Raw genomic sequence first — 23,225 nt, forward strand, 5'->3', positions numbered from 1 at the left:
AGTCACTCAATAGGTCGACTGACTTACCGCTATCGGGAGCAAGCCCCCTCCCACAATTGTTACTGTGCAGGTCTCAGGACTGAGCACGAGCCTGGTTACGCAGGGCTTTTACCTGGTCGTGGTTGCGCTGTACGCCGTGGTACTGACGCTCCACCAGGTCACGAATACCCAGCAGGTTGTGCTTGTTGATCTTCTCGATCGCTTCACGGTAAGCCTTCAGTGCGTGGTCTTCACCGCGCTCGGCTTCGTTCAATACCGCTTCTTCATCCTTGCCAGTGACCATCGACTTCACGTCGACCCAGCCACGGTGCAGAGCACCTGCTACGCTGCCGGAATCTTCCGGATCGCCACCCAGGGCACGCACGGCGGTTTTCAATTCAGCGGCGGCAGTGGCGCAATCAGCAGAGCGCTTGGCAAACAGAGCCTTGAGTTCCGGATGCTTGATATCTTCAGCGCATTCCTTGAAACCCTTTTGGCCGTCGATGCTGGTTTCGATCAGGTCGTTCAGTACGGAGATCGATTCTTTATTGATGTCAGTCATTTTTCAATTCCTTGTACGGGTTAGAAGGGTGTCTTGGTTATTGCAGCGCCCGTGCCAGGTTTTAAAAAACAAATTTATCTATTAATTTCAATAACTTAAGAAATATTGAACCATCTGTATGTGCGTTATTTGCATGATCTGTCATTTGGCCTTCATGCAGAATGCCTGTATTTTCGAAGACCTCGCCTCAATCCCGCGAAGCTCATGAATCCTGAAAAACTCGAACTGCTGATCACCCGCGAAATGCCCTTCGGCAAATACAAGGGCCGGATCATCGCCGACCTGCCCGGCCCCTACCTGAACTGGTTTGCCCGTGAAGGTTTCCCCCATGGCGAATTGGGCGGTCTGCTGGCCTTGATGCAGGAAATCGACCACAACGGCCTGGCCGAACTGCTCGAACCACTGCGTGCCAAACACGGCAAACCCGCCCCCCGCCATTGAGAGACTCGCCATGCCAAGGAATGCCGACAACGAACGCCACTGGCACACCATCGCCCAGCGCTATGAGCTGCAACCCGGGCCGATCAACCTGGAAAACGGCTACTTCGGGCGTATGAGCCGTGCAGTGCAAGCGCAATACCTTGAGCACATCAGCTTTATCAACCGCAGCAACTCGGTACATGTGCGCCAACGTTTCGAGCAAGGTGAAAACGTCGAGATTCGCCGCACGCTGGCGGCATTGATTGACGTCGACCCCGAGTCGATCGCCTTCACGCGCAACGCTACCGAAGCCTTACAGTCGCTGATCCGCAACTACAACCGCCTGCAACCCGGCGACCAGGTGCTGATCAGCGATTTGGAGTACGACACGGTCAAGGGCGCCATGCGCTGGCTTGCCGATGTTCGCGGCGTGGAGGTGATCGAGGTGTCACACACCCACCCGGCCAGTTTCGACAGCCTGGTGCAGACGTATAACGAGGCGTTCGCGCAGTATCCGCGCCTTAAACTGATGGCCCTGACGCATGTCACTCACCGCACCGGCCTGGTGATGCCCGTTGCGGCCATCGCCCAGGCTGCGCGGGAGCAGGGGATCGACGTGATCCTCGACGGCGCTCACGCCCTCGGCCAGATCGAGTTCAACCTCGCCGAACTGGGCATCCAATTTGCGGGCTTCAACCTGCACAAATGGATTGGCGCACCGCTGACGCTGGGCTTTATGTACATCGCCCCGGAACGCCTGGCCGATATCGACCCGGACATGGGCGAGTTTCACTACCCCGCCACTGACGTGCGCGCTCGTACGTCCTACAGCACACCCAACTTCCCAGCGCTGATGACTTTGCCGCTGGTATTTGAAGAGCATCGAGACCTGGGTGGCGCGGCGGCCAAGGGCGCACGGGTCAATTACCTGCGAGATCTGTGGGTAAGCCAGGTGAGGCCATTGGCGGGGATTGAAGTGCTGACGTCGGATGATCCGCGCTTGTATTGCGGCATCACTGCATTCAAGTTCATCGGGCGCGATCAGCAGTTAATGGTGGACAGGCTGCTCAAGGAATACGACCTGTTCACCACCACGCGAACAGGAGCGGCGTTTGGCACCTGTATTCGGGTGACGCCGGGGTTGGTGACAACGGCGGCGGATATCGGCGTACTGGTCAACGCCATTACCGAGCTGAGCAAGGATTAAACTGTTTTTTGGTGAGCCGGGGGATTTTCCAGAGGCAAAAAAAAGCGGCACACCGACCAAGTGCACCGCAAAAATGCCGTTAAGCACAGCAACAACGATTCTGTAAATCCGCTCAGTCCAGCAGCGCCAGCGCCTGTGCGGTAACTTCCTGGATGCGTGCCCAGTCGCCGTTCCTGACCCACTCAGGATCAAGCATCCAGCTACCGCCCACGCACATCACGTTTTTCAACGCCATGTAGCTTTTGATATTGGCCGGGCCAACGCCGCCGGTCGGGCAGAATTTCACTTCGCCAAACGGGCCGCCCAGCGCCTTGATGGCCGCGACGCCGCCGCTGACTTCGGCCGGGAACAACTTGAAGCGGCGATAACCCAGGCCGTAGCCTTCCATGATGCCGGAGGCGTTGCTGATGCCTGGCAGCAGCGGGATCGGACTGTGTACCGAGGCTTCCAGCAGGTCGCGGGTAATGCCAGGGGTAACGATAAATTGCGAACCTGCCACTTCGGCCGCTTCGAGCATGTGACGATCAAGCACGGTACCGGCACCGGTGCACAGCTCAGGACGTTGCTCACGCAAGACCTGAATGGCCTTGAGGCCGAACTCGGAACGCAGGGTCACTTCCAACGCGGTCAAACCGCCAGCTGCCAGGGCATCGGCCAGCGGCAGGATGTCCTGCTCGCGGGCGATGGTAATCACCGGCAGGATCCGCGCCTTGGCGCAGAGGCTGTCGATCAAGGCAACTTTATCCGCCATGGACACGGTCGGTTGAGGGCTTTTCATAGCGGCTGATCCTTGGCTCATGGGCACCAGTAAATCTCGAGAGTAGGTTGCAAAAACGCGCGAATCGGCATGGCAGCAACATCGTCGCTGGCCAGCGCTGCGCTCAAGGTGGTCAATTTCGAACTGCCGGAAATCGACAGCACGGTGTAGTTGGCCGTCGCCAGCAGCGCACGACTCATGGTCAGGCGCTGGTGCGGCACGGTTGGCGCCAGCATCGGCCAGCAACGGCGAGTACCGTCGGCCTTCAGTGCTTCTGCCAGGTTGGGGCTGTTGGGGAACAGCGAGGCGGTGTGGCCGTCATCGCCCATGCCCAGCACCAGCACATCAATGCCGGGCAGTTCGGCCAGCAGGCGATCGGCCTGCTCGGCAGCGTCTTCAAGATTGGCCGTGGCGCTGTAAAGGCTGAGGAACTGGGCCTTGGCCGCCGGGCCTTGCAGCAGGTGCTTCTTCAACAAGCCGGCATTGCTGTCGGCATGCTCTACCGGCACCCAGCGTTCATCCGCAAGGGAGATGGTGACCTTGGACCAGTCCAGGCCCTGCTTGGCCAGGTTCTGGAAAAACGCCACGGGGCTGCGTCCACCGGACACCACCAGCGTCGCCTCGCCACGGGCGCTGATGGCAGCGCGCAGTTGTTCGGCCACGTCATGGGCCAGGCCATCGGCCAGCAGCGTGGGCGTACGGTACTCATGGGCAGTAACGCCCTGAGGCAGTTTCAATTCAGATATCGCCATACCACGACCTCCCATCCCGCGTAATCAGTGCAATCGAGCTCATCGGCCCCCAGGACCCCGCCGCATACGGCTTGGGCGCATCACCGGACTTTTTCCAGCCGGCGATCAACTGGTCACACCACTTCCACGCGGCTTCGATTTCATCTTTGCGAACAAACAGGTTCTGATTGCCGCGCATCACTTCCAGCAACAACCGCTCGTAGGCATCCGGGATGCGTGCGCTGCGATAGGTGTCGGAAAAATTCAGTTGCAGTGGCCCGCTGCGCAGTTGCATGCCCTTGTCCAGGCCCTGCTCCTTGGTCATCACGCGCAAGGAAATACCTTCGTCCGGTTGCAGGCGAATGATCAGCTTGTTGCTGATCTGCAGGCGCTGCTCGGGGGCGAAGATGTAGTGGGACGGTTCCTTGAAATGGATGACAATCTGCGACAGCTTTTGCGGCATACGTTTGCCGGTACGCAGGTAGAACGGCACCCCGGCCCAACGCCAGTTGCGAATATCGGCACGCAGGGCGACGAAGGTTTCGGTGTCGCTCTGGGTGTTGGAATTGTCTTCTTCCAGATAACCCGGCACGGCTTTGCCCGCACTGTAGCCGGCAATGTATTGGCCGCGTACCACCTGGGTGGTCAGGCCCTCGGGGCTGATCGGCGCCAGGGCCTTGAGCACCTTGACCTTCTCGTCGCGGATACTGTCGGCGGACAGGTCGGCCGGCGGGTCCATGGCGATCAGGCACAGCAACTGCAGCAGGTGGTTCTGGATCATGTCGCGCAGCTGGCCGGCCTTGTCGAAGTAACCCCAACGGCCTTCGATGCCGACCTGCTCGGCCACGGTGATTTCCACGTGGGAAATGTAGTTCTGGTTCCACTGGGTTTCGAACAAACTGTTGGCGAAACGCAGGGCGATCAGGTTCTGGACGGTTTCTTTGCCCAGGTAGTGGTCGATACGGTAGGTGCGGTTTTCCGGGAAAAACTGCGCCACGGCGTCGTTGACCTTGCGCGAGGATTCCAGGTCCGAACCGATGGGCTTTTCCAGGACCACGCGGGTGTTTTCCGCCAGGCCCACCTTGGACAGGTTCTCGCAGATAGCCCCGTACACCGCCGCAGGGGTGGCGAAGTAGGCGATCAGGCGTTGCTCGCTGCCGACCTTCTCGGCAAGGGCGACGTAGTCGTCAGCCTTCATGAAGTCGACATGCACGTAGGCCAGGCGCGCAAGGAAGCGCACGGCCACGGCTTCGTCGAGTTCCTTGCCGACGTATTTACGCAATTCTTTTTCGATATGGGCCAGGTGTTGCTGCTCGCTGCCGGCTTCACGGGCCAGGGCCAGGATGCGCGTATCGTCGTGCAGCAGCCCGGCGCCATCGAGTTGATAGAGGGCAGGAAATAACTTGCGCAGCGCCAGATCACCCAAGGCGCCAAACAGGGCAAAGGTGCAGGGTTCTACGGTTATCGAAGGCATGATGTTTGTTCTTTTATCAAGTTAAGCTACAAATACCTTTTTTCAAGGCATCACTCAAGGAAAAATGTAGTAATAACCACAACATTTTCCGGAAATACGCATTGCGAGTGGTGGTGTTCAGCTACCCTCAGTAGGATAGGCCACCGCGAAAAGCCAGTCGTCGATTGGTTGCCGCCCTTTATTTGCATCGTCGCCCGAAGGAAAGACTGAATGGACCGCGTGCGAAATCTTCTGGAACAGATCCGGAACCGCCTCGAAGAATTAAACAAGGCCGAGCGCAAAGTCGCTGAAGTCATCCTGCTCAACCCGCAGCAGGCTACACGCTTCTCGATCGCCGCCCTCGCCCAGGCCGCCTCGGTCAGCGAACCGACGGTCAACCGCTTCTGCCGTTCGTTCGGCGTCAGCGGTTACCCTGAACTTAAATTGCAGCTGGCGCAAAGCCTGGCCAGTGGCGCCGCGTATGTCAGCCGTGCCGTGGAGGCCGATGATAACCCCGAGGCCTACACCCAGAAGATCTTTGGCAGCGCCATCGCGTCCCTGGACAGCGCTTGCCAGGCCCTGGACCCGGCGCTGATCAGCAAAGCCGTGGATTTGTTGATCCAGGCGCGCCAGATTCACTTCTTCGGCCTGGGCGCCTCGGCGCCGGTGGCCATGGATGCGCTGCACAAATTTTTCCGCTTCAACCTGGCAGTGACCGCTCATGCGGATGTGCTGATGCAGCGCATGATCGCTTCGGTGGCGCATACCGGTGAGTTGTTTGTGATCATTTCCTACACCGGGCGTACCCGCGAGCTGGTGGAAGTGGCGCGTATCGCCCGGGAAAACGGTGCGTCGGTGCTGGGCGTAACCGCCGAGAACTCGCCTTTGGCCAAGGCCAGTACGGTAAGCCTGAACATCCCGCTGCCGGAAGACACCGACATCTATATGCCGATGACCTCGCGGATCATTCAATTGACGGTGCTGGATGTGTTGGCGACCGGCATGACGTTGCGCCGTGGGGTAGATTTCCAGCCGCATTTGCGCAAGATCAAAGAGAGCTTGAATGACAGCCGGTATCCGGTAGGGGATGAGTTCAACTAAGACTGGACCTGTGGTGGCTGCACTGGCCCCATCGGGAGCAAGCCCCCTCCCACAGTTTGATGTGTGAATACCTTCAAATGTGGGAGCTGGCTTGCCTGCGATAGCGCCATCAGCCACACCGCTAAGCTCCAGCCCGAGCCTGCAGACTCAAATGCGCCCTCTCCCCCGGCGCCAGGCTCGCCCCGGCCATCGCCGACTCCACACACACAAACCCCGACGCCTCGTTAAAGCTCACGCCCAGTAATGGCCGGCTCCCCGGATGCCACACCACCGTGTCGGCGCTGTCGCCGGTGTCGATGCACAGTTCACGCTGCCAGGCGTGGTCCTTGAGCTGTAGTTCGCCCTCATGCTGGAACACCCGCTGGCAACCGCCATCGACCCGCAGTTCACCTTCCTGCTGGCAGACCTGACGGTTGAGCTGATCATAACCTTGCGCGCCGTCGAGCCCAGACAGCGCTACCTCGTCAACGTGACCAATACGCCAGTAAGCGTGCAAAGCATGGCTCAACTGGCACGGCAACTCGTCCTGATGCTCGGTGCTCAGGCGCAGTTCCAGGGTTTCACCCAGGTGTGCGTGCAAGTCCACCTGCCAGTCGCACAATTGCAATTGCCAGTGCAGGCGCACGCCATCGTCATCGGTGCTGCTATCGAGCAGTTTCCAGTCGATCAAGCGCGCCCAGCCATGGGACGGCCATGCGTTTTCGCTGGGGTGACGGCCATACCACGGCCAGCACACCGGTACGCCACCACGGATAGCCCCGACTTGCGGCCATTTGGCGGCACACCACAGCCACGGCTTCTGGCCCGTCGGTTGAAAGTGCAGCAATTGCGCACCCTGGCGACTGAACACCGCCTGGCACAGGGGGTGGTCGATCACCAACACATCGCGCATCTGAAAGCGCTCCCAGGCGAACACCGGTCGCTCGCGCAGGGATTTGAAAAAGCGTTGCAGCGGTTGCTCATGCATGTGCACAGGTTCCGAATATCACAGTGCAAGCCAAAAAAAAGCGGATAGCCATGGCTACCCGCAAATGCGCACAGAGAGAGGAGCTTATCGCAACAGCGTTAGAAGGTAGACTGAATTTTCAGGCCGGCGACCAAGGCGTTGTCGACTTGATCCACACCACCTGGGTGGGTGATATATTGCAGGTTAGGGCGTACGGTCAGCCAATTGGTGACATGGAAGCCGTAGTTGATTTCGTAGTTGTATTCGGTACCTTGCAGCGGCATGTAACCGGCCTGGCTGTAGTCAGTGAAACCACCCGCCGCGTTACGCAGCTCTGCGGTTTTCTTCACGTCATCGTTGACATGGATACGGGCAAAACCGATGCCGATGTCATCCTTTGGACGCGCATCGAACGGGCCCTTGTACACAAACATCAGCGACTGATAGTTGTCGATGAAGTTGGTGTCCTTGTCGTGGAAGGTGACGTTAGCCGCAACGTTCAGACCACGGGAGGCATCACCGTTGTGGGTGGTGAGTTGCTGTTGCACCACGCCCCAGTAGCCGCTTTTGCTGTTGCGAACGCGCAGGGCATCGCCAGTGGCGCCAGCGTCGCCGCCGTTGACGTCTTCGCGCACATCATCAGCGTCAGCCGTGCTCTTGTAGTAACCCACGCGGTACTCGCCCGGCAGGCCATTGACCTTCGGCGACCACACCAATTCAACTGGCAACACGGTGCCCTTGGTGCCGCTACCGCTGAGCTTGAAGCCGTTGCCCATTTCGGTTTGCGATGGGTTCTGGTTGTACGCGCCAATTTGCGCATACAGTTCAGGCGTGATGTGGTATTTCACACGCAGAGCGGCCTGGCTGACGGGCCAGTTGTACCAGATGTTGGTGGCCCAGTTACCCACTTGCGAACCGCAGAACGCCAGGTTCTGGAACTCGCAGGGGAAGGTGTTGAAGTCTTCGCCTTCACCGAAGTAACCGGCTTTGACGTCCAGTTTGCCGTCGAGGAACTGGTGCTGGATCCACAGTTGGGTCAGACGCACCATGTGGCCACGGCCATACACTTCCTGCGATGAACTCAAGGTGCCGGCACGCGGGTCGCCAATACGGTCGTTGGAGATGTTCTCGCCATTACGATTGGTCAACTGGATCTTGGCCTGGGTGTTATCCCAGCCCCACAGTTTTTGCAGGTCCAGTGCCACGCCAAGACCAAACTGGTCAGAGTAGCGACCGGTCTTGTCGTCGTTGTAGCCACCGTGAGCGTTGTAGCCCATCTCCCCAACGTAGTCGGCCTTGATGTCGATACCTTGCTCGATCAGCTTGGTACGCTCGCCGCCCCAATCGCCGGTCATCCACTTGGAATCGGCACTGAAGGCTTCATCCGCCATCGCATTGGCGGACAAAACCAGGGCTGCTACCGCTGACAGCTGGCAGATCAGCCGGGTGTTGTTGTGTTGCTTTTTCATCCCTACATCCTCGTCTTTATTGTTATTAAACTGTTTTTATCTAACGCGGGTTACATTTTTTAATTAAAACAACTGGTTATCTTCTTTTTCCTGTGGGAGCCGGGCTTGCCTGCGATGCAGGCGCCTCGGTCCTGCAGTTACAACGCGGTGACGCCATCGCGGGCAAGCCCGGCTCCCACAGATGCCCCCAGTGAGCCAGCAGTCCCCAATCGCTCACCGGTCTTGGCGTCAAACAGCAACACCTTGGCCGGGTCGAATTGCAGCGTCAGGGTCTCGCCCACCTGCGGCGCGACGTCCGGCGCCAAGCGGCAGCAGACCTTGGTGTCGTTGAGCTGCACAAACACCAGCGTGTCCGGGCCGGTCGGCTCGGTGACCTGGACTTCGGCACGAATACTCGACGAGCCGTTGCCCTCGCCCGCAGCCAGCACGATCTGCTCCGGGCGCAGGCCGAGGATCACATCACGGTCTTCAAGCCCGGCGTCGTTCATGCTCAGCGGTAGCTCGCAACGGGCCTGGCCGCTGTCCAGCAGCGCGACCAGACGACCGTCCTTGCGTTGCAGGCGCAAAGGCACGAAGTTCATCGGTGGTGAACCGATAAAGCTTGCCACAAACAGGTTCGCCGGGTCGTTATAGATTTCTTTCGGCGTGCCGAATTGTTGGATGATGCCGTCCTTCATCACCGCCACCTTGTCGCCCAGGGTCATCGCTTCGATCTGGTCGTGGGTGACATAGACGGTGGTGGTTTTCAGACGCTGGTGCATCAGCTTCATTTCGGTGCGCATCTCGACGCGCAATTTGGCGTCGAGGTTGGACAGCGGTTCGTCGAACAGGTAGATCTTCGGCCGCCGCGCCAGCGCTCGGCCCATGGCCACACGCTGCTGCTGGCCACCGGACAGTTGGCCTGGCTTGCGGTTGAGCAGGTGTTCGATCTGCAGCAGCTTGGCCACGCGTGCAACTTCGGCGTCGATGTCGGCTTGCGGCATCTTGCGGATCTTCAGACCGAACTCGATGTTCTCGCGCACGCTCATGGTCGGGTACAGCGCATAGGACTGGAACACCATGGCGATGTCGCGGTCCTTGGGGCTCATGCCGCTCACGTCTTGATCACCGATCATGATCGCGCCGCCGGTGATGGTCTCAAGGCCGGCGATGCAGTTCATCAGCGTGGACTTGCCGCACCCCGAAGGGCCGACCAGGATCAGGAATTCGCCTTCCTTGATCGACACTTCGATGTTCTTCAAGGTGTCGGGCAGGCCGGCGCCGTAGGTTTTGTTTACATTGCGAAGTTCAAGCGTAGCCATGATTACCCCTTGACCGCGCCGGCCGTGAGGCCGCGCACGAAATACTTGCCTGCGATCACATAGACCAGCAGGGTCGGCAGCCCGGCGATCATCGCCGCCGCCATATCCACGTTATATTCCTTGGCCCCGGTGCTGGTGTTGACCAGGTTGTTCAGCGCCACCGTGATGGGCTGGGAGTCGCCACTGGAGAACACCACGCCGAACAGGAAGTCGTTCCAGATCTGCGTGAACTGCCAGATCAGGCAGACCATGATGATCGGCGTCGACATCGGCAGAATGATCTGCCGGAAGATGGTGAAGAAACCCGCACCGTCCAGGCGTGCCGCCTTGATCAGCGCATCCGGGATGCTTACGTAGTAGTTACGGAAGAACAGCGTGGTGAACGCCAGGCCGTAGACCACGTGGATAAACACCAGGCCGGTGGTTGTGCTCGCCAGACCCATTTTGCCGAGGGTGAACGACGCGGGCAGCAGCACGGTCTGGAACGGCAGGAAGCAGCCGAACAGCAACAATCCAAAGAACAGTTGCGAACCTCGGAAGCGCCAGAACGACAGCACATACCCATTCAAGGCCCCGATGGCGGTGGAAATCAGCACGGCTGGAACGGTGATCTTGATCGAGTTCCAGAAGTAGCCATCCACAGTGGCCCAGGCCTTGACCCAGCCGATGCCACTGACCACGGTCGGCCAGCTCAGCAGGTTGCCGCTGCTGATGTCTTCGGGAGTCTTGAAGCTGGTGAGCAGCATCACCACCAGCGGCACCAGGTACAGCAGCACGGCGAGGATCAGCACCGCATAGATCGCGATACGACTCAGGCTGATGGCAGGTTTGGAGGCGAGACTAGTCATTACGTTTGGTCCTCAGCTCGGAGTAGAGGTACGGCACGATGATCGCGAGGATCGCACCGAGCATCAGGATTGCACTGGCCGAGCCCATGCCCATCTGGCCACGGCTGAAGGTGAACGAGTACATGAACATCGCCGGCAGATCGGACGAATAGCCCGGGCCACCCGCGGTCATCGCCGCCACCAGGTCGAAGCTCTTGATCGCAATGTGCGCCAGGATCATCACCGCACTGAAGAACACCGGACGCAGGCTTGGTAGCACCACGCTCCAATAAATGCGTGGCAGGCTGGCGCCGTCGATCTGGGCGGCGCGAATGATCGATTGATCAACCCCACGCAGGCCAGCCAGGAACATCGCCATGATAAAGCCCGAGGCTTGCCACACAGCGGCGATCACCAGGCAGTAGACCACGCGGTCGGGGTCGATCAGCCAGTCGAGACGGAAGCCTTCCCAGCCCCAATCCCGCAGAAGTTTGTCCAGGCCCATGCCCGGATTGAGCAGCCATTTCCAGGCGGTACCGGTGACAATCATCGAGAGCGCCATCGGGTACAGGTAAATGGTGCGGATAAAGCCTTCGCGGCGGATTTTCTGGTCGAGGAAAATCGCCAGCGTCACGCCGATCACCAGGGTGATGCCAATGAACATGCCGCCGAACAGCGCCAGGTTCTTGCTCGCCACCCACCAACGGTCGTTGTCGAACAACCGCTCATACTGAGCCAGGCCCGCCCACTTGTAGCTGGGCAGGAACGTGGAAGTGGTGAACGACAGCACGAACGTCCACAGGATGTAGCCGTAAAAGCCCACCAGCACGATGAACATGCTCGGCGCCAGCACCAGTTTGGGTAGCCAGCGTTGCAGCACATCGAACGGCGAGGCCTTGCTGAACACAGCAACAGAACTCATGGGAAAATCCACTACAGGGAAAAAGGACTACAAGGTGAGTCTCTTGTCGAACGCGGTTTGTGTGGGAGCTGGCTTGTCGAATCGTCGCACCGCTGCGATGGCATCACCTCGGTGTAACCGGTACACCGAGTTGCCTGCATCGCGGGCAAGCCCGGCTCCCACAAAAATCCGCTACCAAGTGTTATTTGGCCGACTTGATCGCAGCACCCAGCTTCTTGGCGGTGTCGGCCGGGTCGGCTTTCGGGTCGTTGATGTAGTTGGTCACTACGTCAAAGAACGCACCTTGCACCGCCAGGGTAGTGGCCATGTTGTGCGCCATGCTTGGCTGCAGGCCGCCGGTCTTGGCGTCGGTCAGGAAGTCCTTGGCGGCGGTCTGGGCGCAGGAGTCGAAGCCGTAGGAATCCATCTTGGTCAGCATGTCGTTACGCACAGGGATCGAGCCCTTGTTGATGCTGAACACTTTCTGGAAGTTTTCACCCAGCACGACTTTGGCAATGTCCTGCTGACCTGCGGCAGTGCCTTTGTCTTTCTGCTTGAACACCGCCAGGGAGTCGATGTTGTAGGTGAAGGCTTTGTCGGTGCCAGGGAACGCTACGCACTCGTAGTCCTTGCCGGCGACTTTCTTGGCGGCAGTCCACTCGGACTTGGCCCAGTCACCCATGATCTGCATACCGGCCTTGCCGTTGATGACCTTGCCGGCTTCGAGGTTCCAGTCCTGGCCTTTGCCGTCCACGTCCATGTAGGTCGCGACTTTTTTCAGTTCAGTGAGGGACTTGACCATTTGCGGACCGGTCAGGGCGTCGTTATCCAGGTCGACCAGGGCTTTCTTGTAGCCATCTGCGCCCATGACCGAGAGCACTACCGCTTCGAACACGGTGCTGTCCTGCCAAGGCTGGCCGCCGTGGGCAAGCGCAATGAAGCCTGCAGCCTTGAGCTTGTCGCCGGCTGCGTAGAATTCTTCGAGGGTGGTCGGGTTCTTGGTGATACCGGCTTTCTTGAAGACTTCCGGGTTGATCCACAGCCAGTTCACGCGGTGGATATTCACCGGTACGGCCACGTAGTCACCGTCGTACTTCACGGTGTCGGAGACTTTCTTGTCGAGCAGGGAATCCCACTTTTCTTCTTTGACGACGTCTTTGAGCACGTCGGTGTCGAGCAGGCCAGTGGACGCCCATTCCTGGATGTCGGGGCCTTTGATCTGGGCTACGCCCGGTGGGTTGCCGGCAACCGCACGGCTTTTCAGCACGGTCATGGCGGTGGCGCCGCCGCCACCTGCAACAGCACCGTCTTTCCAGGTAAAGCCGTCTTTCTCAACTTGGGCCTTCAGGACATCCACAGCCGCTTTTTCACCGCCGGACGTCCACCAATGCACCACTTCCACCGTACCTTTGGAGTCGGCGGCAAATGCACTGAGGGGAAACAACGAGGCAATGGAAATAGCAACGGCGAGGCGATTAATCGCGTTCATCTGAGTACCTTTTCTTGTTGTTATGCATGCAAGTCTAGAGCTTGCGCTGCACGGAGTTTAAACAGGGATTTTCCAGGTGCAGGTAACAAAGGGACGCACAAATGTCACCACTTGGTGACATATCGTCCGCTGCCCAATGCACTGGCCAGGCTGGGTGCCAAGGGTAACGCAGGCAGCACGACAGCTTGCCAGGCATGGTACAGATCAGGTTTGCCGCCCCAGATTTTGCTGCTGGGTTGGTTGTGCGGGCTGAGTTCGTGGTGCCAACTGCCATGGAGCCGGTCGATGAAGTGGGTTTCGCAAAACTCCCAGATGCGTCGATACCAGATCTCGTAATGCAGTTCACCCGTACGTTTGAGCAGTGCCTGAGCAGCGGCGCTGGCTTCTGCGTGGGTCCAGTGCAAACGCTCGCGTACAACCGGGCGCCGGTTCCAATCCAAAGTGTAGACAATGCCCGGTGCACCATCCACGGCCCAGGCATATTCACAGGCGCTGGCAAACAGCCCTTTGGCGTCGTCAACCAACCAATCCGGCGTATCCAGCCCGGCCTGCAGACGTGCAGCTTCCAGGTGCAGCAGCAGCCGCGCCCATTCGAAGCCGTGCCCAGGGGTGATGCCGTAGGGGCGAAACCCATCAGCGGGGTTATCTTCGTTGTAGCCCAGCAGAGGTTTCCACTGCGCGTCAAAGTGCTCGATCACCATGAACTGGTTGCTGGCGGCGTGAGTGTGGATCACCCGCTCGACGATGCGCAGCGCACGGTCCAGCCAACGGCTGTCAGCGGTGACATCGGCCAGGGCCAGGAAGGCTTCGGTGGCGTGCATGTTGCTGTTGGCGCCGCGATAGCCTTCGACACCACTCCAGTCCCGGGCGAAAGATTCAAGCATGACGCCCTCCTCCTCGCTCCAGAAGAACTGGTCGATGATATGAATGGCGTCGTTCAACAGGGTTTGCGCACCCGGCGCGCCAGCCACCACCGCAGAGCTGGCGGCCAGGGCCACGAATGCATGCAGGTATGCCGCTTTGCCGGTGTTGCCATCCAGGGCTTGGGGCGCGGCGAACCAGCCACCGTGCTCACTGTCGCGCAGCGGACCGCTCAGAGCCGTCATCCCATGCGCCACCAACTCGGCATAACCGGGCAGCCCCATGGCATGGGCCATGGCGAAACTGTGGGTCATACGGGCGGTGTTCATGGTTTCGGCGCGGGCATTGGCGGGCAACTGGCCTTTATCGTCCAGGTTGCCGAACCCTTCCGGCAACCGCGAAGCCTTGGCGAACGCCAACAGGCACTGGCCTTCTGCGGCGAGCCAAGCGTGATGGGCAGGTGCATTCAGCCAACTGCTGGCAGGCAGTGGATGGGTGGTCATGGGTGGCCCTTATTGTTTTTTTGGGATGACCGGAGTCTAAACAAGGGCGCGGCAAGGGCAAGTAACGAAGGGGATGGTAAATGTCACCAAATGGTGACAATCAACACCCTAATGTAGGAGCGAGCTTGCTCGCGAAAAGCTCACGAGCGCCGCGCTTATTCCAGGAAACCTGCGTGATCGTTAACGTTTTTCGCGAGCAAGCTCGCTCCTACAGAGGACGATTTGCGTTCATTGACCCAGCGGTGTGGCCGCAGCAGGCGCATTGAGGCGCTGGTTCAGATTCTGCACCTGGCTCTGCAAGGTGGTGATATTGCGCGTCGTCTGGATGCGGAACACGTCGAACTCCTTGTTGGTCGGCGCGTCGATATTGGCCGGTTGGTTTTCCTGGGCGCTCTTGAGCACCAGCAAGTCCTGCTCGAGACGGGCGATGGCCGCGCTTGGGTTGCCTTGTTTCTTCAAGGCCGCCACATCGGTGGCCAGGCCCTTGCTCTCGGCCTGTGCTGCCGTGAGGCTGGCGACAGCGTCAGTAAGGGCCTGCACCTGGCCTTGCAGCTTGGTATTGGCCGCCGTCAGTTCGGTGGTGCTGGCGCTCATCTGGGCCAGGCGACTGTCCAGCTCGGTGGCTTGGCCGGCGACGCCCAACTGTTGCTTGCCCTGCTCCTGCAACTGGGCTTGCAACTGCTTGATCTGCAATTTCAGCGCCTCGCTACCGTTGTTCACGCTGGCTTCGCTGGCCACGACCTTGCCGGAAATATCCTGCAGGCGCCCCGCCGCTTCCTCGCTGATGCGGGCGAAGCTTTCCTGGGTGGCGACCAGTTGCTGGCCCATCAGGGAAATCTGCTGGAAGCTCCACCAGGCCAGGCCAGCGAAAGCAATCAGCAGTGCGCCCACCAACGCCCACAATGGGCCGGTGCTGGCTCTTTTAACGTTGACCACTGGTGTGGTTCGCGAGCGCACCGAGGTGGCGGCAGTCGGCACGAAATCATCGTCGTCCCCGAGGTCTGCCCGCAGGCTGGGCACATTGTCGAAGTCGTCTTTTGCATCGTTACGCATGAATCTACCTTGAATCAATGAGGTGGCTGCTCAGAGGCCGAGCGGCGCAAGTATAAACCGTGCTCCAGACGCATAGGTCGACACGGTCCGGCGAATTCGGTTCCCGATGTGTTGCTGGTTATGAGCTTACTTGAGGCCCGAATCCTGGGCTTTCCACCAACTGCAGAACTCATCGAGTGCGGCCCACAGGCTGACCTTGGGCTCGTAGTCCAGATAATGCCTGGCACGGCTGATGTCCAGGGTGAAATCTTTGTTCATCACCTGCATGCCCAACCGCGATAACGAAGGCTCCGGCCGCCCCGGCCACATCGCACAGAACGCCTCATTCAAGGCCGCCACGCCGTAGGACAAACCGTAAGACCGATAACGGGTCACTTGGGGCAGCTCCATTTGCCGCATCACATAATTGACCACATCCCATATAGGCACCGGTGCGCCGTTACTGATGTTGTACGCCTTGCCCAGCGCCGAGCCGGGTGCGAGCAGGCTGCTGAGCAGCGCTTCATTGAGGTTGTGCACGCTGGTGAAGTCGACCTTGTTCAGGCCGTCGCCGACGATGGCCAGGCGGTTCTTGCGCTGCATCTTCAACAGCCGCGGGAAGATGCTCATGTCGCCGGCACCGGTGACAAAACGCGGGCGCAGGGCCAGCACTTCAAGACCGAACTCCTGGGCACCGAAGACCTTCTGCTCGGCCAGGTATTTGGTGGCGGCATAAGGATGCTTGAAACGCTTGGGTACCTGCTCTTCGGTGATGCCTGAATGGTCGCGGCCGTCGAAGTAGATCGACGGCGACGACAGGTGCACCAGGCGTCCCACGCGCTGCTTGAGGCAGGCTTCGACCACATTTTCAGTGACCAGCACATTGCCTTGGTGAAAGTCCTGATACTTGCCCCACAACCCGACGGCGCCGGCGCAATGCACCACGGCTTCAACGTCGCGGCACAGGTCACGCACCAGGTCGGCATCATTCAAGTCACCCTGGATAAACTCGGCACCGCGCCGGACCAGGTGTTCGACACCCTCGGCGCGTCGCCCGTTGACCCGCACATCCAGGCCCTGTTCAAGGGCAAAACGCGCAAAGCGCCCGCCGATGAAGCCGCTTGCGCCGGTGACCAGAATTTTCATGTAGTACTCCGTGTTCTTTCGTTTTTCATCGCTGTGGCCTTGACGCTCGCCATCACTTCAACGGCACCAACCAGTGGCCACAAACCTGGGCCAGATGGTCGGTCAACAAGCCCAACAGTTGCCCGCCACTGCGCCAATGATGCCAGTACAGCGGCACATCGATGGGCTTATCTGGCAATAACTCCACCAATACGCCGGTTTCCATCTGGTCGCGCACCTGTAACTCGGGCACCAGGCCCCACCCGAGACCGGCTTCCGTCAGGCGAATAAAACCTTCGGACGACGGGCATAGATGGTGTTCGAAACCTCCGTTCACCCCGAGGGAAGCCAGGTAACGGTGTTGCAGGAAATCATCCGGGCCGAACACCAGCGCCGGCGTGCGCGCCAATTGATCGGCGCGCACGCCTCCCGGGAAATGCCGGGCAATAAACGCCGGGCTGGCCAACGCCCGATAACGCATGGCGCCCAGTAACAGACTGCGAGCACCAGCCACCGGACGCTCGCTGGCACAAATACAGGCCGCGACCTCACCGGCGCGCATACGTTTGAGGCCCACGGTCTGGTCTTCGACCACCAGGTCCAGCAGCAAGTGCTGTTCGGCGCAGAAGTCGCTGATGGCCTCGGCCCACCAGGTGGCCAGGCTGTCGGCATTCAGGGCGATGCGCAAGCGCTCGGGCATACCTTCCTCGTCCAGCGCCGGCACCTGGCTTTGCAGGTCACGCTCCAGCAAACGTACCTGTTGCACATGGTTGAGCAGGCGTCGGCCGATGTCGGTCGGGGTTGGGGGCGAGGCCCGTACCAGCACCGGTTGCCCGATACGCGCCTCCAGCAGCTTGATGCGCTGGGAGATCGCCGACTGCGACAGCCCCAGCACCTGGGCGCCGCGCTCGAAGCCGGCTTGTTCCACCACCGCCGCGAGGGCAGAAAGCAATTTATAGTCGAACATCAGTTTTCCTAATGAGCGATCAGCAATATTGGTTTTTCTTATACAGGCCCGACCCGCACCATAGCCAGCATCGTTTAAGCATCAACAAGGATTCCTCAGTATGTGGCAGAGCTATATGAATGGCTTGCTGGTGGCCCTCGGGCTGATCATGGCAATCGGCACCCAGAACGCGTTCGTCCTCGCGCAAAGCCTGCGCCGCGAGCATCACTTGCCCGTCGCGGCCTTGTGCGTGATCTGCGATGCGCTGCTGGTGGCCGCCGGGGTGTTCGGCCTGGCCACCGTGCTGGCACAAAGCCCGATACTGCTTGCGGTGGCACGCTGGGGCGGCGCGGCGTTTCTGCTGTGGTATGGCGCATGTGCGCTGCGCCGGGCCTGTTCGAAACAAAGCCTGGATCAGGATGCCAGTCTCAAGACCCGCTCATTGCGCGCGGTCCTGTTGAGCGCGCTGGCGGTGACCCTGCTCAACCCCCATGTGTACCTGGACACCGTGCTGCTGATCGGTTCCCTGGGCGCGCAACAAACCGAACCGGGGGCCTACGTGGCCGGTGCAGCCAGCGCTTCGTTCCTTTGGTTCACCACCCTGGCACTCGGCGCGGCGTGGCTGGCACCCTGGCTGGCACGCCCGGCCACCTGGCGCCTGCTGGACTTGCTGGTGGCGGTGATGATGTTCTCGGTGGCCTATCAATTGATCAGCGCCTGACCAATAGTTGAAAACGCGCTGGAACCTCTATCCCACACAGTTGTTGCGTGGTTATGCCGCACCCCCGGTGCTATGATCGGACCCCTGCGCCGCAAAGAGTACAAACTCCCCGGCGCATGTTTGGCCGCCCGTGATCGGCCTTGCGCTCACCGCAACTGACCTGATTAGGAGAATCATCATGGCTTTCGAATTGCCGCCGCTGCCCTACGCACACGATGCCCTGCAGCCGCACATCTCCAAGGAAACCTTGGAATACCACCACGACAAGCACCACAACACCTATGTCGTGAACCTGAACAACCTGGTGCCTGGCACCGAGTTCGAAGGCAAGACCCTGGAAGAAATCGTCAAGTCTTCCTCGGGCGGCATCTTCAACAACGCCGCTCAGGTCTGGAACCACACCTTCTACTGGAACTGCCTGGCGCCAAACGCCGGCGGCCAACCAACCGGCGCACTGGCTGAAGCCATCAACGCTGCGTTCGGTTCGTTCGACAAGTTCAAGGAAGAGTTCACCAAAACGTCCGTCGGCACCTTCGGTTCCGGTTGGGGCTGGCTGGTGAAAAAGGCTGACGGTTCCCTGGCCCTGGCCAGCACCATCGGTGCCGGCAACCCGCTGACCAGCGGCGACACCCCGCTGCTGACCTGCGACGTATGGGAACACGCCTACTACATCGACTACCGCAACGTGCGTCCAAAGTATGTGGAAGCGTTCTGGAACCTGGTCAACTGGAAGTTCGTGGCTGAGCAGTTCGAAGGCAAGACCTTCACTGCCTAAGCAGCGCGCTCAGTAAAGAGAGCCCGGCGATTGCCGGGCTTTTTTGTGCGCGCCAGGCAGACCGCCCAGAAATAGCGGAACTCAACAGTAACAATTCACCACACAAACGCCAGGAGGAATAAACCTCCTGGTTCTAATTAAATGTGGAGAATAACGATGGATCCTATTTCGATGGCAGCAGGGGTTGCAGGTGCGATCCCAATGGTCGCGGGTGTTGTTGATAAAGGGCTGGATCTGGCAAACGGTGCAATGAATGCCGGAAACAAAGTCCTGGACATGGCAAGCAAAGTCCTGGACATGGCCGGTGAAAGCTCCAAGATCGGTGGGGAAGCGCCAAAGCCCCAGGGTAAAATCGATTTTTCTTAAATCGTCACCCACTCGAAGGCGGACCTCCTCCGCCTTCTCCGCTGCAGGGCTTTGAGCCCCCTGACCTTTCCTGCGTTTATCCGGCCAAAACCTCAATTAAGCTGCGGCCCCAATGTCCCTTTGACTGCCATCCTCAGATTGCCAATACTCATGGCATATTGACGGCCACCCGCATGAGACAAGGAATGCCCCTTTGAAGCTGGAACTCAAAAACAGCTTGTCGGTGAAGTTGCTACGGGTTGTGCTGCTGTCGGCCTTGATCGTCGGCGTGGCGTTGAGCGTGGCGCAGATCGTTTTTGATGCCTACAAGACACGCCAGGCTGTGGCTGGCGATGCGCAACGCATCCTCGACATGTTTCGCGACCCTTCGACCCAGGCCGTCTACAGCCTGGACCGCGAGATGGGTATGCAGGTGATCGAAGGATTGTTCCAGGACGACGCCGTGCGCATGGCCTCCATCGGTCATCCCAACGAGACCATGCTGGCGGAAAAAAGCCGTGCGTTGCAGCAATCCCCCAGCCGCTGGCTGACCGACCTGATTCTCGGCCAGGAACGCTCCTTTACCACCGCATTGGTCGGCAAAGGCCCCTACAGCGAATATTACGGCGACCTCAGTATCACCCTGGATACCGCCACCTATGGCAGAGGTTTTCTGGTCAGCTCGGTCATCATCTTTATCTCGGGCGTATTGCGCGCCCTGGCCATGGGGCTGGTGCTGTACCTGGTGTATCACTGGATGCTGACCAAACCGCTGTCACGGATTATCCAGCACCTGACCTCGATCAACCCGGACCGCCCCAGCGCACACAAGATCCCTCAGCTCAAGGGCCACGAACGCAACGAACTGGGGCAGTGGATAAACACCGCCAACCAGTTGCTCGAATCCATCGAGCGCAATACCCACCTGCGCCACGAGGCCGAATCCAGCCTGTTGCGCATGGCTCAATATGACTTCCTGACCGGCCTGCCCAACCGCCAGAAGCTGCAGGAACAGCTGGACAAGATCCTCACTGACGCCGGCCGCAGGCAGCGCCGGGTGGCGGTGTTGTGCGTTGGGCTGGATGATTTCAAGAGCGTCAACGAACAATTCACCTACCAGGCCGGCGACAAACTGCTACTGGCCCTGGCCGATCGCCTGCGCGCCCACAGCGGACGCCTCGGCACGCTTGCCCGCTTGGGCGGCGACCAGTTCGCCCTGGTGCAGGCCGATATCGACCAGCCCTACGAAGCCGCCGAACTGGCGCAAAGCATTTTGGATGACCTGGAGGCGGAGTTCGCGTTTGAGCATGACCTGATCAGGCTGCGTGCCACCATCGGCATCACGCTGTTCCCGGAAGATGGCGACAGCACCGAGAAGTTGCTGCAAAAAGCCGAGCAGACCATGACCCTGGCCAAGAGCCGCTCGCGCAACCGCTATCAGTTCTATATCGCCAGCGTCGACAGCGAAATGCGCCGGCGCCGCGAATTGGAAAAGGACCTGCGCGATGCGCTGAGCCGCGACCAGTTCCACCTGGTGTACCAGCCGCAAATCAGCTACCGCGACCATCGCGTAGTCGGCGTAGAGGCCCTGTTGCGCTGGCAACACCCGGAACACGGCCTGGTACCGCCGGATCTGTTTATTCCGCTGGCGGAACAGAACGGCACCATCATCCCGATCGGCGAATGGGTGCTGGACCAGGCGTGCCGGCAACTGCGCGAATGGCACGATCAGGGCTTCACCACGCTGCGCATCGCCGTCAACCTGTCCACCGTGCAACTGCACCACACCGAGTTGCCGCGGGTGGTCAACAACCTGATGCAGATCTATCGCTTGCCGCCCCGCAGCCTGGAACTGGAAGTGACCGAGACCGGCCTGATGGAAGATATCAGCACCGCCGCCCAGCACCTGCTGAGCCTGCGTCGCTCCGGGGCGCTGATCGCCATTGATGACTTCGGCACCGGTTATTCATCCCTGAGCTACCTGAAAAGCTTGCCGCTGGACAAGATCAAGATCGACAAAAGCTTCGTCCAGGACCTGCAGGATGATGACGATGACGCAACGATCGTGCGCGCCATCATCCAACTGGGCAAAAGCCTGGGTATGCAGGTGATTGCCGAAGGCGTGGAGACCGCCGAACAAGAGGCGTACATCATCTCCGAAGGCTGCCATGAGGGTCAGGGTTATCACTACAGCAAACCGCTGCAGGCGCGGGAGCTGGCGGCTTATTTGAAGCAGTCCGAGCGTAATAACGCAGTGAGTCTGTGAATTAACCAACCAATACCAAATATTTCCCGCGTATAAGCCTTTACACAAAATGCAAATCTTTCGCATTATGTCGCAGCTTTTGCGCTCCCCGCGCGCCCTATTCACACTCGAAGCAGGATGTTCGCCATGATTCGTATGCCCCTGGCCACCGCCAGTCTGCTGGCCATTGCCATTTCTCTCGCCGGTTGTGGCGAAGGTAAAGACAAGGCCGCCGCGCCTCAAGCACCCGCCGCCGCCAGCACAACCGCACCGGCTGCCGGCCAGGTCGACGAAGCAGCCGCCAAGGCGGTTGTCGCGCACTACGCAGACATGGTGTTTGCGGTATACAGCGATGCCGAATCCACCGCGAAAACCCTGCAGACTGCGGTCGACACCTTCCTCGCCAACCCGAACGACGAAACCCTGAAAGCGGCCCGTACCGCCTGGATCGCCGCGCGCGTCCCGTACCTGCAAAGTGAAGTGTTCCGCTTCGGCAACACCATCATCGACGACTGGGAAGGCCAAGTGAACGCCTGGCCCCTGGACGAAGGCTTGATCGACTACGTCGACAAGTCCTACGAGCACGCCCTGGGTAACCCGGGCGCCAACGCCAACATCATTGCCAACAGCGAGATCCAGGTCGGCGAAGACAAGATCGACGTCAAGGAAATCACCCCGGAAAAACTCGCCAGCCTCAATGAGCTGGGCGGTTCCGAGGCGAACGTTGCCACCGGCTACCACGCCATCGAATTCCTGCTCTGGGGCCAGGACCTCAACGGCACCGGCCCAGGCGCGGGCAACCGTCCGGCCTCGGACTACCTGACGGGTGACGGTGCCACCGGCGGTCACAATGAGCGCCGCCGCACTTACCTGCGCGCAGTGACTCAACTGCTGGTCAGCGACCTGGAAGAAATGGTCGGCAACTGGAAACCCAACGTCGAAGACAACTACCGCGCCACCCTGGAGTCGGATCCGGCTACCGACGGCCTGCGTAAAATGCTGTTCGGCATGGGCAGCCTGTCGTTGGGCGAGCTGGCCGGCGAGCGCATGAAGGTGTCCCTGGAAGCCAATTCGCCGGAAGACGAACATGACTGCTTCAGCGATAACACCCACAATTCGCAGTTCTACGACGCCAAGGGCATCCGCAACGTTTATCTGGGTGAATACACCCGCGTTGACGGCACCAAGCTGACCGGCGCCAGCCTGTCGTCCCTGGTGGCCAAGGCCGATCCGGCTGCCGATGCCGCTCTCAAGGCGGACCTGGCAGCAACCGAAGCGAAGATCCAGGTCATGGTCGACCGCGCCAACCCCGGCGAGCACTACGACCAGTTGATCGCCGCAGGCAACGACAAGGGCAACCAGATCGTACGCGACGCGATTGCCGCCCTGGTCAAGCAGACCGGTTCGATCGAGGCCGCTGCCGGCAAGCTGGGCATCAGTGACCTGAACCCGGACAGCGCTGATCACGAGTTCTGATCCCGCGTGGGAGGGGCGGTCGCACCGCCCCTCCCACATTTTGCTGCGTATAA

Annotated in this window: 22 protein-coding genes; 8 read left to right on the forward strand and 14 right to left on the reverse strand. The window is 59.8% G+C overall.

The features are described 5' to 3' along the window. Nucleotides 1-73: 73 nt before the first annotated feature. Entirely contained in the window at nucleotides 74-541 is a 468-nt protein-coding gene (locus PSEBG33_RS06305; RefSeq protein WP_003175720.1) for a ferritin-like domain-containing protein, read from the reverse strand. A gap of 204 nt (nucleotides 542-745) precedes the next feature. Between PSEBG33_RS06305 and PSEBG33_RS06300 the strand changes: the two genes are divergently transcribed. Both PSEBG33_RS06300 and PSEBG33_RS06295 read left to right on the forward strand, forming a co-directional pair. Next, on the forward strand, nucleotides 746-982 hold the full coding sequence (locus tag PSEBG33_RS06300; protein ID WP_005790761.1) for a DUF3820 family protein: 237 nt from the start codon (nucleotides 746-748) through the stop codon (nucleotides 980-982). Nucleotides 983-992: 10 nt separating this feature from the next. Next, nucleotides 993-2,168 (forward strand): aminotransferase class V-fold PLP-dependent enzyme, encoded by a 1,176-nt coding sequence (locus PSEBG33_RS06295; RefSeq protein ID WP_005790763.1) that lies wholly within the window; start codon nucleotides 993-995, stop codon nucleotides 2,166-2,168. Nucleotides 2,169-2,280: 112 nt separating this feature from the next. Here the strand turns inward: PSEBG33_RS06295 and PSEBG33_RS06290 are convergent, their stop codons facing one another. From PSEBG33_RS06290 to zwf, 3 genes are read right to left on the reverse strand one after another with little or no spacing between them, the layout of a single operon-like run. Further along, nucleotides 2,281-2,946, reverse strand: coding sequence for a bifunctional 4-hydroxy-2-oxoglutarate aldolase/2-dehydro-3-deoxy-phosphogluconate aldolase (locus PSEBG33_RS06290; protein ID WP_032803689.1), 666 nt, complete (start codon nucleotides 2,944-2,946; stop codon nucleotides 2,281-2,283). Nucleotides 2,947-2,963: 17 nt separating this feature from the next. Beyond that, nucleotides 2,964-3,677, reverse strand: a complete 714-nt coding sequence (gene pgl / locus PSEBG33_RS06285) for a 6-phosphogluconolactonase (protein ID WP_032803690.1) — start codon at nucleotides 3,675-3,677, stop codon at nucleotides 2,964-2,966. Continuing rightward, nucleotides 3,664-5,130 (reverse strand): glucose-6-phosphate dehydrogenase, encoded by a 1,467-nt coding sequence (zwf, locus tag PSEBG33_RS06280; RefSeq protein ID WP_005790770.1) that lies wholly within the window; start codon nucleotides 5,128-5,130, stop codon nucleotides 3,664-3,666. Before zwf ends, pgl begins: the two co-directional genes overlap by 14 nt. A gap of 219 nt (nucleotides 5,131-5,349) precedes the next feature. On the opposite strand from zwf, the gene PSEBG33_RS06275 reads away from it, so the two are divergent. Beyond that, nucleotides 5,350-6,210: a MurR/RpiR family transcriptional regulator gene (locus PSEBG33_RS06275; RefSeq protein ID WP_169856377.1), complete on the forward strand. Its 861-nt coding sequence runs from the start codon at nucleotides 5,350-5,352 to the stop codon at nucleotides 6,208-6,210. Between the two features lie 121 nt (nucleotides 6,211-6,331). On the opposite strand, the gene PSEBG33_RS06270 is transcribed toward PSEBG33_RS06275, so the two are convergent. The 10 genes from PSEBG33_RS06270 to PSEBG33_RS06225 all read right to left on the reverse strand — a co-directional run bounded on the left by PSEBG33_RS06270 (nucleotide 6,332) and on the right by PSEBG33_RS06225 (nucleotide 17,631). Continuing rightward, nucleotides 6,332-7,177, reverse strand: a complete 846-nt coding sequence (locus tag PSEBG33_RS06270; protein ID WP_005790774.1) for a D-hexose-6-phosphate mutarotase — start codon at nucleotides 7,175-7,177, stop codon at nucleotides 6,332-6,334. Nucleotides 7,178-7,275: 98 nt separating this feature from the next. Then, entirely contained in the window at nucleotides 7,276-8,625 is a 1,350-nt protein-coding gene (locus PSEBG33_RS06265) for a carbohydrate porin (RefSeq protein WP_005790775.1), read from the reverse strand. Nucleotides 8,626-8,762: 137 nt separating this feature from the next. Next, nucleotides 8,763-9,926: an ABC transporter ATP-binding protein gene (locus PSEBG33_RS06260; protein WP_005790777.1), complete on the reverse strand. Its 1,164-nt coding sequence runs from the start codon at nucleotides 9,924-9,926 to the stop codon at nucleotides 8,763-8,765. A 2-nt stretch (nucleotides 9,927-9,928) separates the two neighbouring features. Then, nucleotides 9,929-10,774, reverse strand: coding sequence for a carbohydrate ABC transporter permease (locus PSEBG33_RS06255; RefSeq protein WP_005790778.1), 846 nt, complete (start codon nucleotides 10,772-10,774; stop codon nucleotides 9,929-9,931). Next, a complete protein-coding gene (locus PSEBG33_RS06250) occupies nucleotides 10,767-11,675 on the reverse strand; it encodes a carbohydrate ABC transporter permease (RefSeq protein ID WP_005790780.1) in 909 nt (302 codons plus the stop codon). Before PSEBG33_RS06250 ends, PSEBG33_RS06255 begins: the two co-directional genes overlap by 8 nt. A gap of 181 nt (nucleotides 11,676-11,856) precedes the next feature. Then, nucleotides 11,857-13,143: an ABC transporter substrate-binding protein gene (locus PSEBG33_RS06245; RefSeq protein ID WP_005790782.1), complete on the reverse strand. Its 1,287-nt coding sequence runs from the start codon at nucleotides 13,141-13,143 to the stop codon at nucleotides 11,857-11,859. A gap of 104 nt (nucleotides 13,144-13,247) precedes the next feature. Next, entirely contained in the window at nucleotides 13,248-14,507 is a 1,260-nt protein-coding gene (locus PSEBG33_RS06240; RefSeq protein WP_005790783.1) for an AGE family epimerase/isomerase, read from the reverse strand. A 228-nt stretch (nucleotides 14,508-14,735) separates the two neighbouring features. Then, a complete protein-coding gene (locus PSEBG33_RS06235; protein WP_005790785.1) occupies nucleotides 14,736-15,560 on the reverse strand; it encodes a hypothetical protein in 825 nt (274 codons plus the stop codon). Nucleotides 15,561-15,686: 126 nt separating this feature from the next. Beyond that, nucleotides 15,687-16,685 carry an NAD-dependent epimerase/dehydratase family protein gene (locus PSEBG33_RS06230; RefSeq protein WP_005790787.1) on the reverse strand — a complete coding sequence of 333 codons (999 nt, stop codon included), beginning with the start codon at nucleotides 16,683-16,685 and terminating at the stop codon, nucleotides 15,687-15,689. A gap of 52 nt (nucleotides 16,686-16,737) precedes the next feature. After that, entirely contained in the window at nucleotides 16,738-17,631 is an 894-nt protein-coding gene (locus tag PSEBG33_RS06225) for a LysR family transcriptional regulator ArgP (RefSeq protein WP_005790790.1), read from the reverse strand. Nucleotides 17,632-17,731: 100 nt separating this feature from the next. Here PSEBG33_RS06225 and PSEBG33_RS06220 point away from each other — a divergent pair, with 100 nt between their 5' ends. The 5 genes from PSEBG33_RS06220 (at nucleotide 17,732) to PSEBG33_RS06205 (ending at nucleotide 23,172) form a co-directional block, all read left to right on the forward strand. After that, on the forward strand, nucleotides 17,732-18,331 hold the full coding sequence (locus tag PSEBG33_RS06220; protein ID WP_005790791.1) for a LysE/ArgO family amino acid transporter: 600 nt from the start codon (nucleotides 17,732-17,734) through the stop codon (nucleotides 18,329-18,331). Nucleotides 18,332-18,509: 178 nt separating this feature from the next. Continuing rightward, nucleotides 18,510-19,106: a superoxide dismutase gene (locus tag PSEBG33_RS06215; protein ID WP_003212997.1), complete on the forward strand. Its 597-nt coding sequence runs from the start codon at nucleotides 18,510-18,512 to the stop codon at nucleotides 19,104-19,106. A gap of 156 nt (nucleotides 19,107-19,262) precedes the next feature. Continuing rightward, nucleotides 19,263-19,472 (forward strand): hypothetical protein, encoded by a 210-nt coding sequence (locus tag PSEBG33_RS27705; RefSeq protein ID WP_143508477.1) that lies wholly within the window; start codon nucleotides 19,263-19,265, stop codon nucleotides 19,470-19,472. 193 nt (nucleotides 19,473-19,665) lie between these two features. Beyond that, nucleotides 19,666-21,717 carry a putative bifunctional diguanylate cyclase/phosphodiesterase gene (locus tag PSEBG33_RS06210; RefSeq protein WP_005790793.1) on the forward strand — a complete coding sequence of 684 codons (2,052 nt, stop codon included), beginning with the start codon at nucleotides 19,666-19,668 and terminating at the stop codon, nucleotides 21,715-21,717. Between the two features lie 126 nt (nucleotides 21,718-21,843). Continuing rightward, nucleotides 21,844-23,172 carry an imelysin family protein gene (locus PSEBG33_RS06205; protein WP_005790795.1) on the forward strand — a complete coding sequence of 443 codons (1,329 nt, stop codon included), beginning with the start codon at nucleotides 21,844-21,846 and terminating at the stop codon, nucleotides 23,170-23,172. The last annotated feature ends 53 nt before the right edge of the window (nucleotides 23,173-23,225 follow it).

It is taken from the genome of Pseudomonas synxantha BG33R (assembly GCF_000263715.2).
In the GTDB taxonomy this organism is placed as follows: domain Bacteria; phylum Pseudomonadota; class Gammaproteobacteria; order Pseudomonadales; family Pseudomonadaceae; genus Aquipseudomonas; species Aquipseudomonas synxantha_A.

Bases quoted from the DNA above. Each gene is read 5' to 3' on its own strand.
- PSEBG33_RS06265 (WP_005790775.1), bottom strand. From the start codon at position 8,625: ATGAAAAAGCAACACAACAACACCCGGCTGATCTGCCAGCTGTCAGCG.
- PSEBG33_RS06270 (WP_005790774.1), bottom strand. From the start codon at position 7,177: ATGCATGAGCAACCGCTGCAACGCTTTTTCAAATCCCTGCGCGAGCGA.
- PSEBG33_RS06230 (WP_005790787.1), bottom strand. From the start codon at position 16,685: ATGAAAATTCTGGTCACCGGCGCAAGCGGCTTCATCGGCGGGCGCTTT.
- PSEBG33_RS06295 (WP_005790763.1), top strand. From the start codon at position 993: ATGCCAAGGAATGCCGACAACGAACGCCACTGGCACACCATCGCCCAG.
- PSEBG33_RS06220 (WP_005790791.1), top strand. From the start codon at position 17,732: ATGTGGCAGAGCTATATGAATGGCTTGCTGGTGGCCCTCGGGCTGATC.
- PSEBG33_RS06240 (WP_005790783.1), bottom strand. From the start codon at position 14,507: ATGACCACCCATCCACTGCCTGCCAGCAGTTGGCTGAATGCACCTGCC.
- PSEBG33_RS06245 (WP_005790782.1), bottom strand. From the start codon at position 13,143: ATGAACGCGATTAATCGCCTCGCCGTTGCTATTTCCATTGCCTCGTTG.
- PSEBG33_RS06290 (WP_032803689.1), bottom strand. From the start codon at position 2,946: ATGAAAAGCCCTCAACCGACCGTGTCCATGGCGGATAAAGTTGCCTTG.
- PSEBG33_RS06215 (WP_003212997.1), top strand. From the start codon at position 18,510: ATGGCTTTCGAATTGCCGCCGCTGCCCTACGCACACGATGCCCTGCAG.
- PSEBG33_RS06300 (WP_005790761.1), top strand. From the start codon at position 746: ATGAATCCTGAAAAACTCGAACTGCTGATCACCCGCGAAATGCCCTTC.
- PSEBG33_RS06255 (WP_005790778.1), bottom strand. From the start codon at position 10,774: ATGACTAGTCTCGCCTCCAAACCTGCCATCAGCCTGAGTCGTATCGCG.
- zwf (WP_005790770.1), bottom strand. From the start codon at position 5,130: ATGCCTTCGATAACCGTAGAACCCTGCACCTTTGCCCTGTTTGGCGCC.
- PSEBG33_RS06225 (WP_005790790.1), bottom strand. From the start codon at position 17,631: ATGTTCGACTATAAATTGCTTTCTGCCCTCGCGGCGGTGGTGGAACAA.
- PSEBG33_RS06250 (WP_005790780.1), bottom strand. From the start codon at position 11,675: ATGAGTTCTGTTGCTGTGTTCAGCAAGGCCTCGCCGTTCGATGTGCTG.
- PSEBG33_RS27705 (WP_143508477.1), top strand. From the start codon at position 19,263: ATGGATCCTATTTCGATGGCAGCAGGGGTTGCAGGTGCGATCCCAATG.
- PSEBG33_RS06305 (WP_003175720.1), bottom strand. From the start codon at position 541: ATGACTGACATCAATAAAGAATCGATCTCCGTACTGAACGACCTGATC.
- PSEBG33_RS06235 (WP_005790785.1), bottom strand. From the start codon at position 15,560: ATGCGTAACGATGCAAAAGACGACTTCGACAATGTGCCCAGCCTGCGG.
- pgl (WP_032803690.1), bottom strand. From the start codon at position 3,677: ATGGCGATATCTGAATTGAAACTGCCTCAGGGCGTTACTGCCCATGAG.
- PSEBG33_RS06260 (WP_005790777.1), bottom strand. From the start codon at position 9,926: ATGGCTACGCTTGAACTTCGCAATGTAAACAAAACCTACGGCGCCGGC.
- PSEBG33_RS06205 (WP_005790795.1), top strand. From the start codon at position 21,844: ATGATTCGTATGCCCCTGGCCACCGCCAGTCTGCTGGCCATTGCCATT.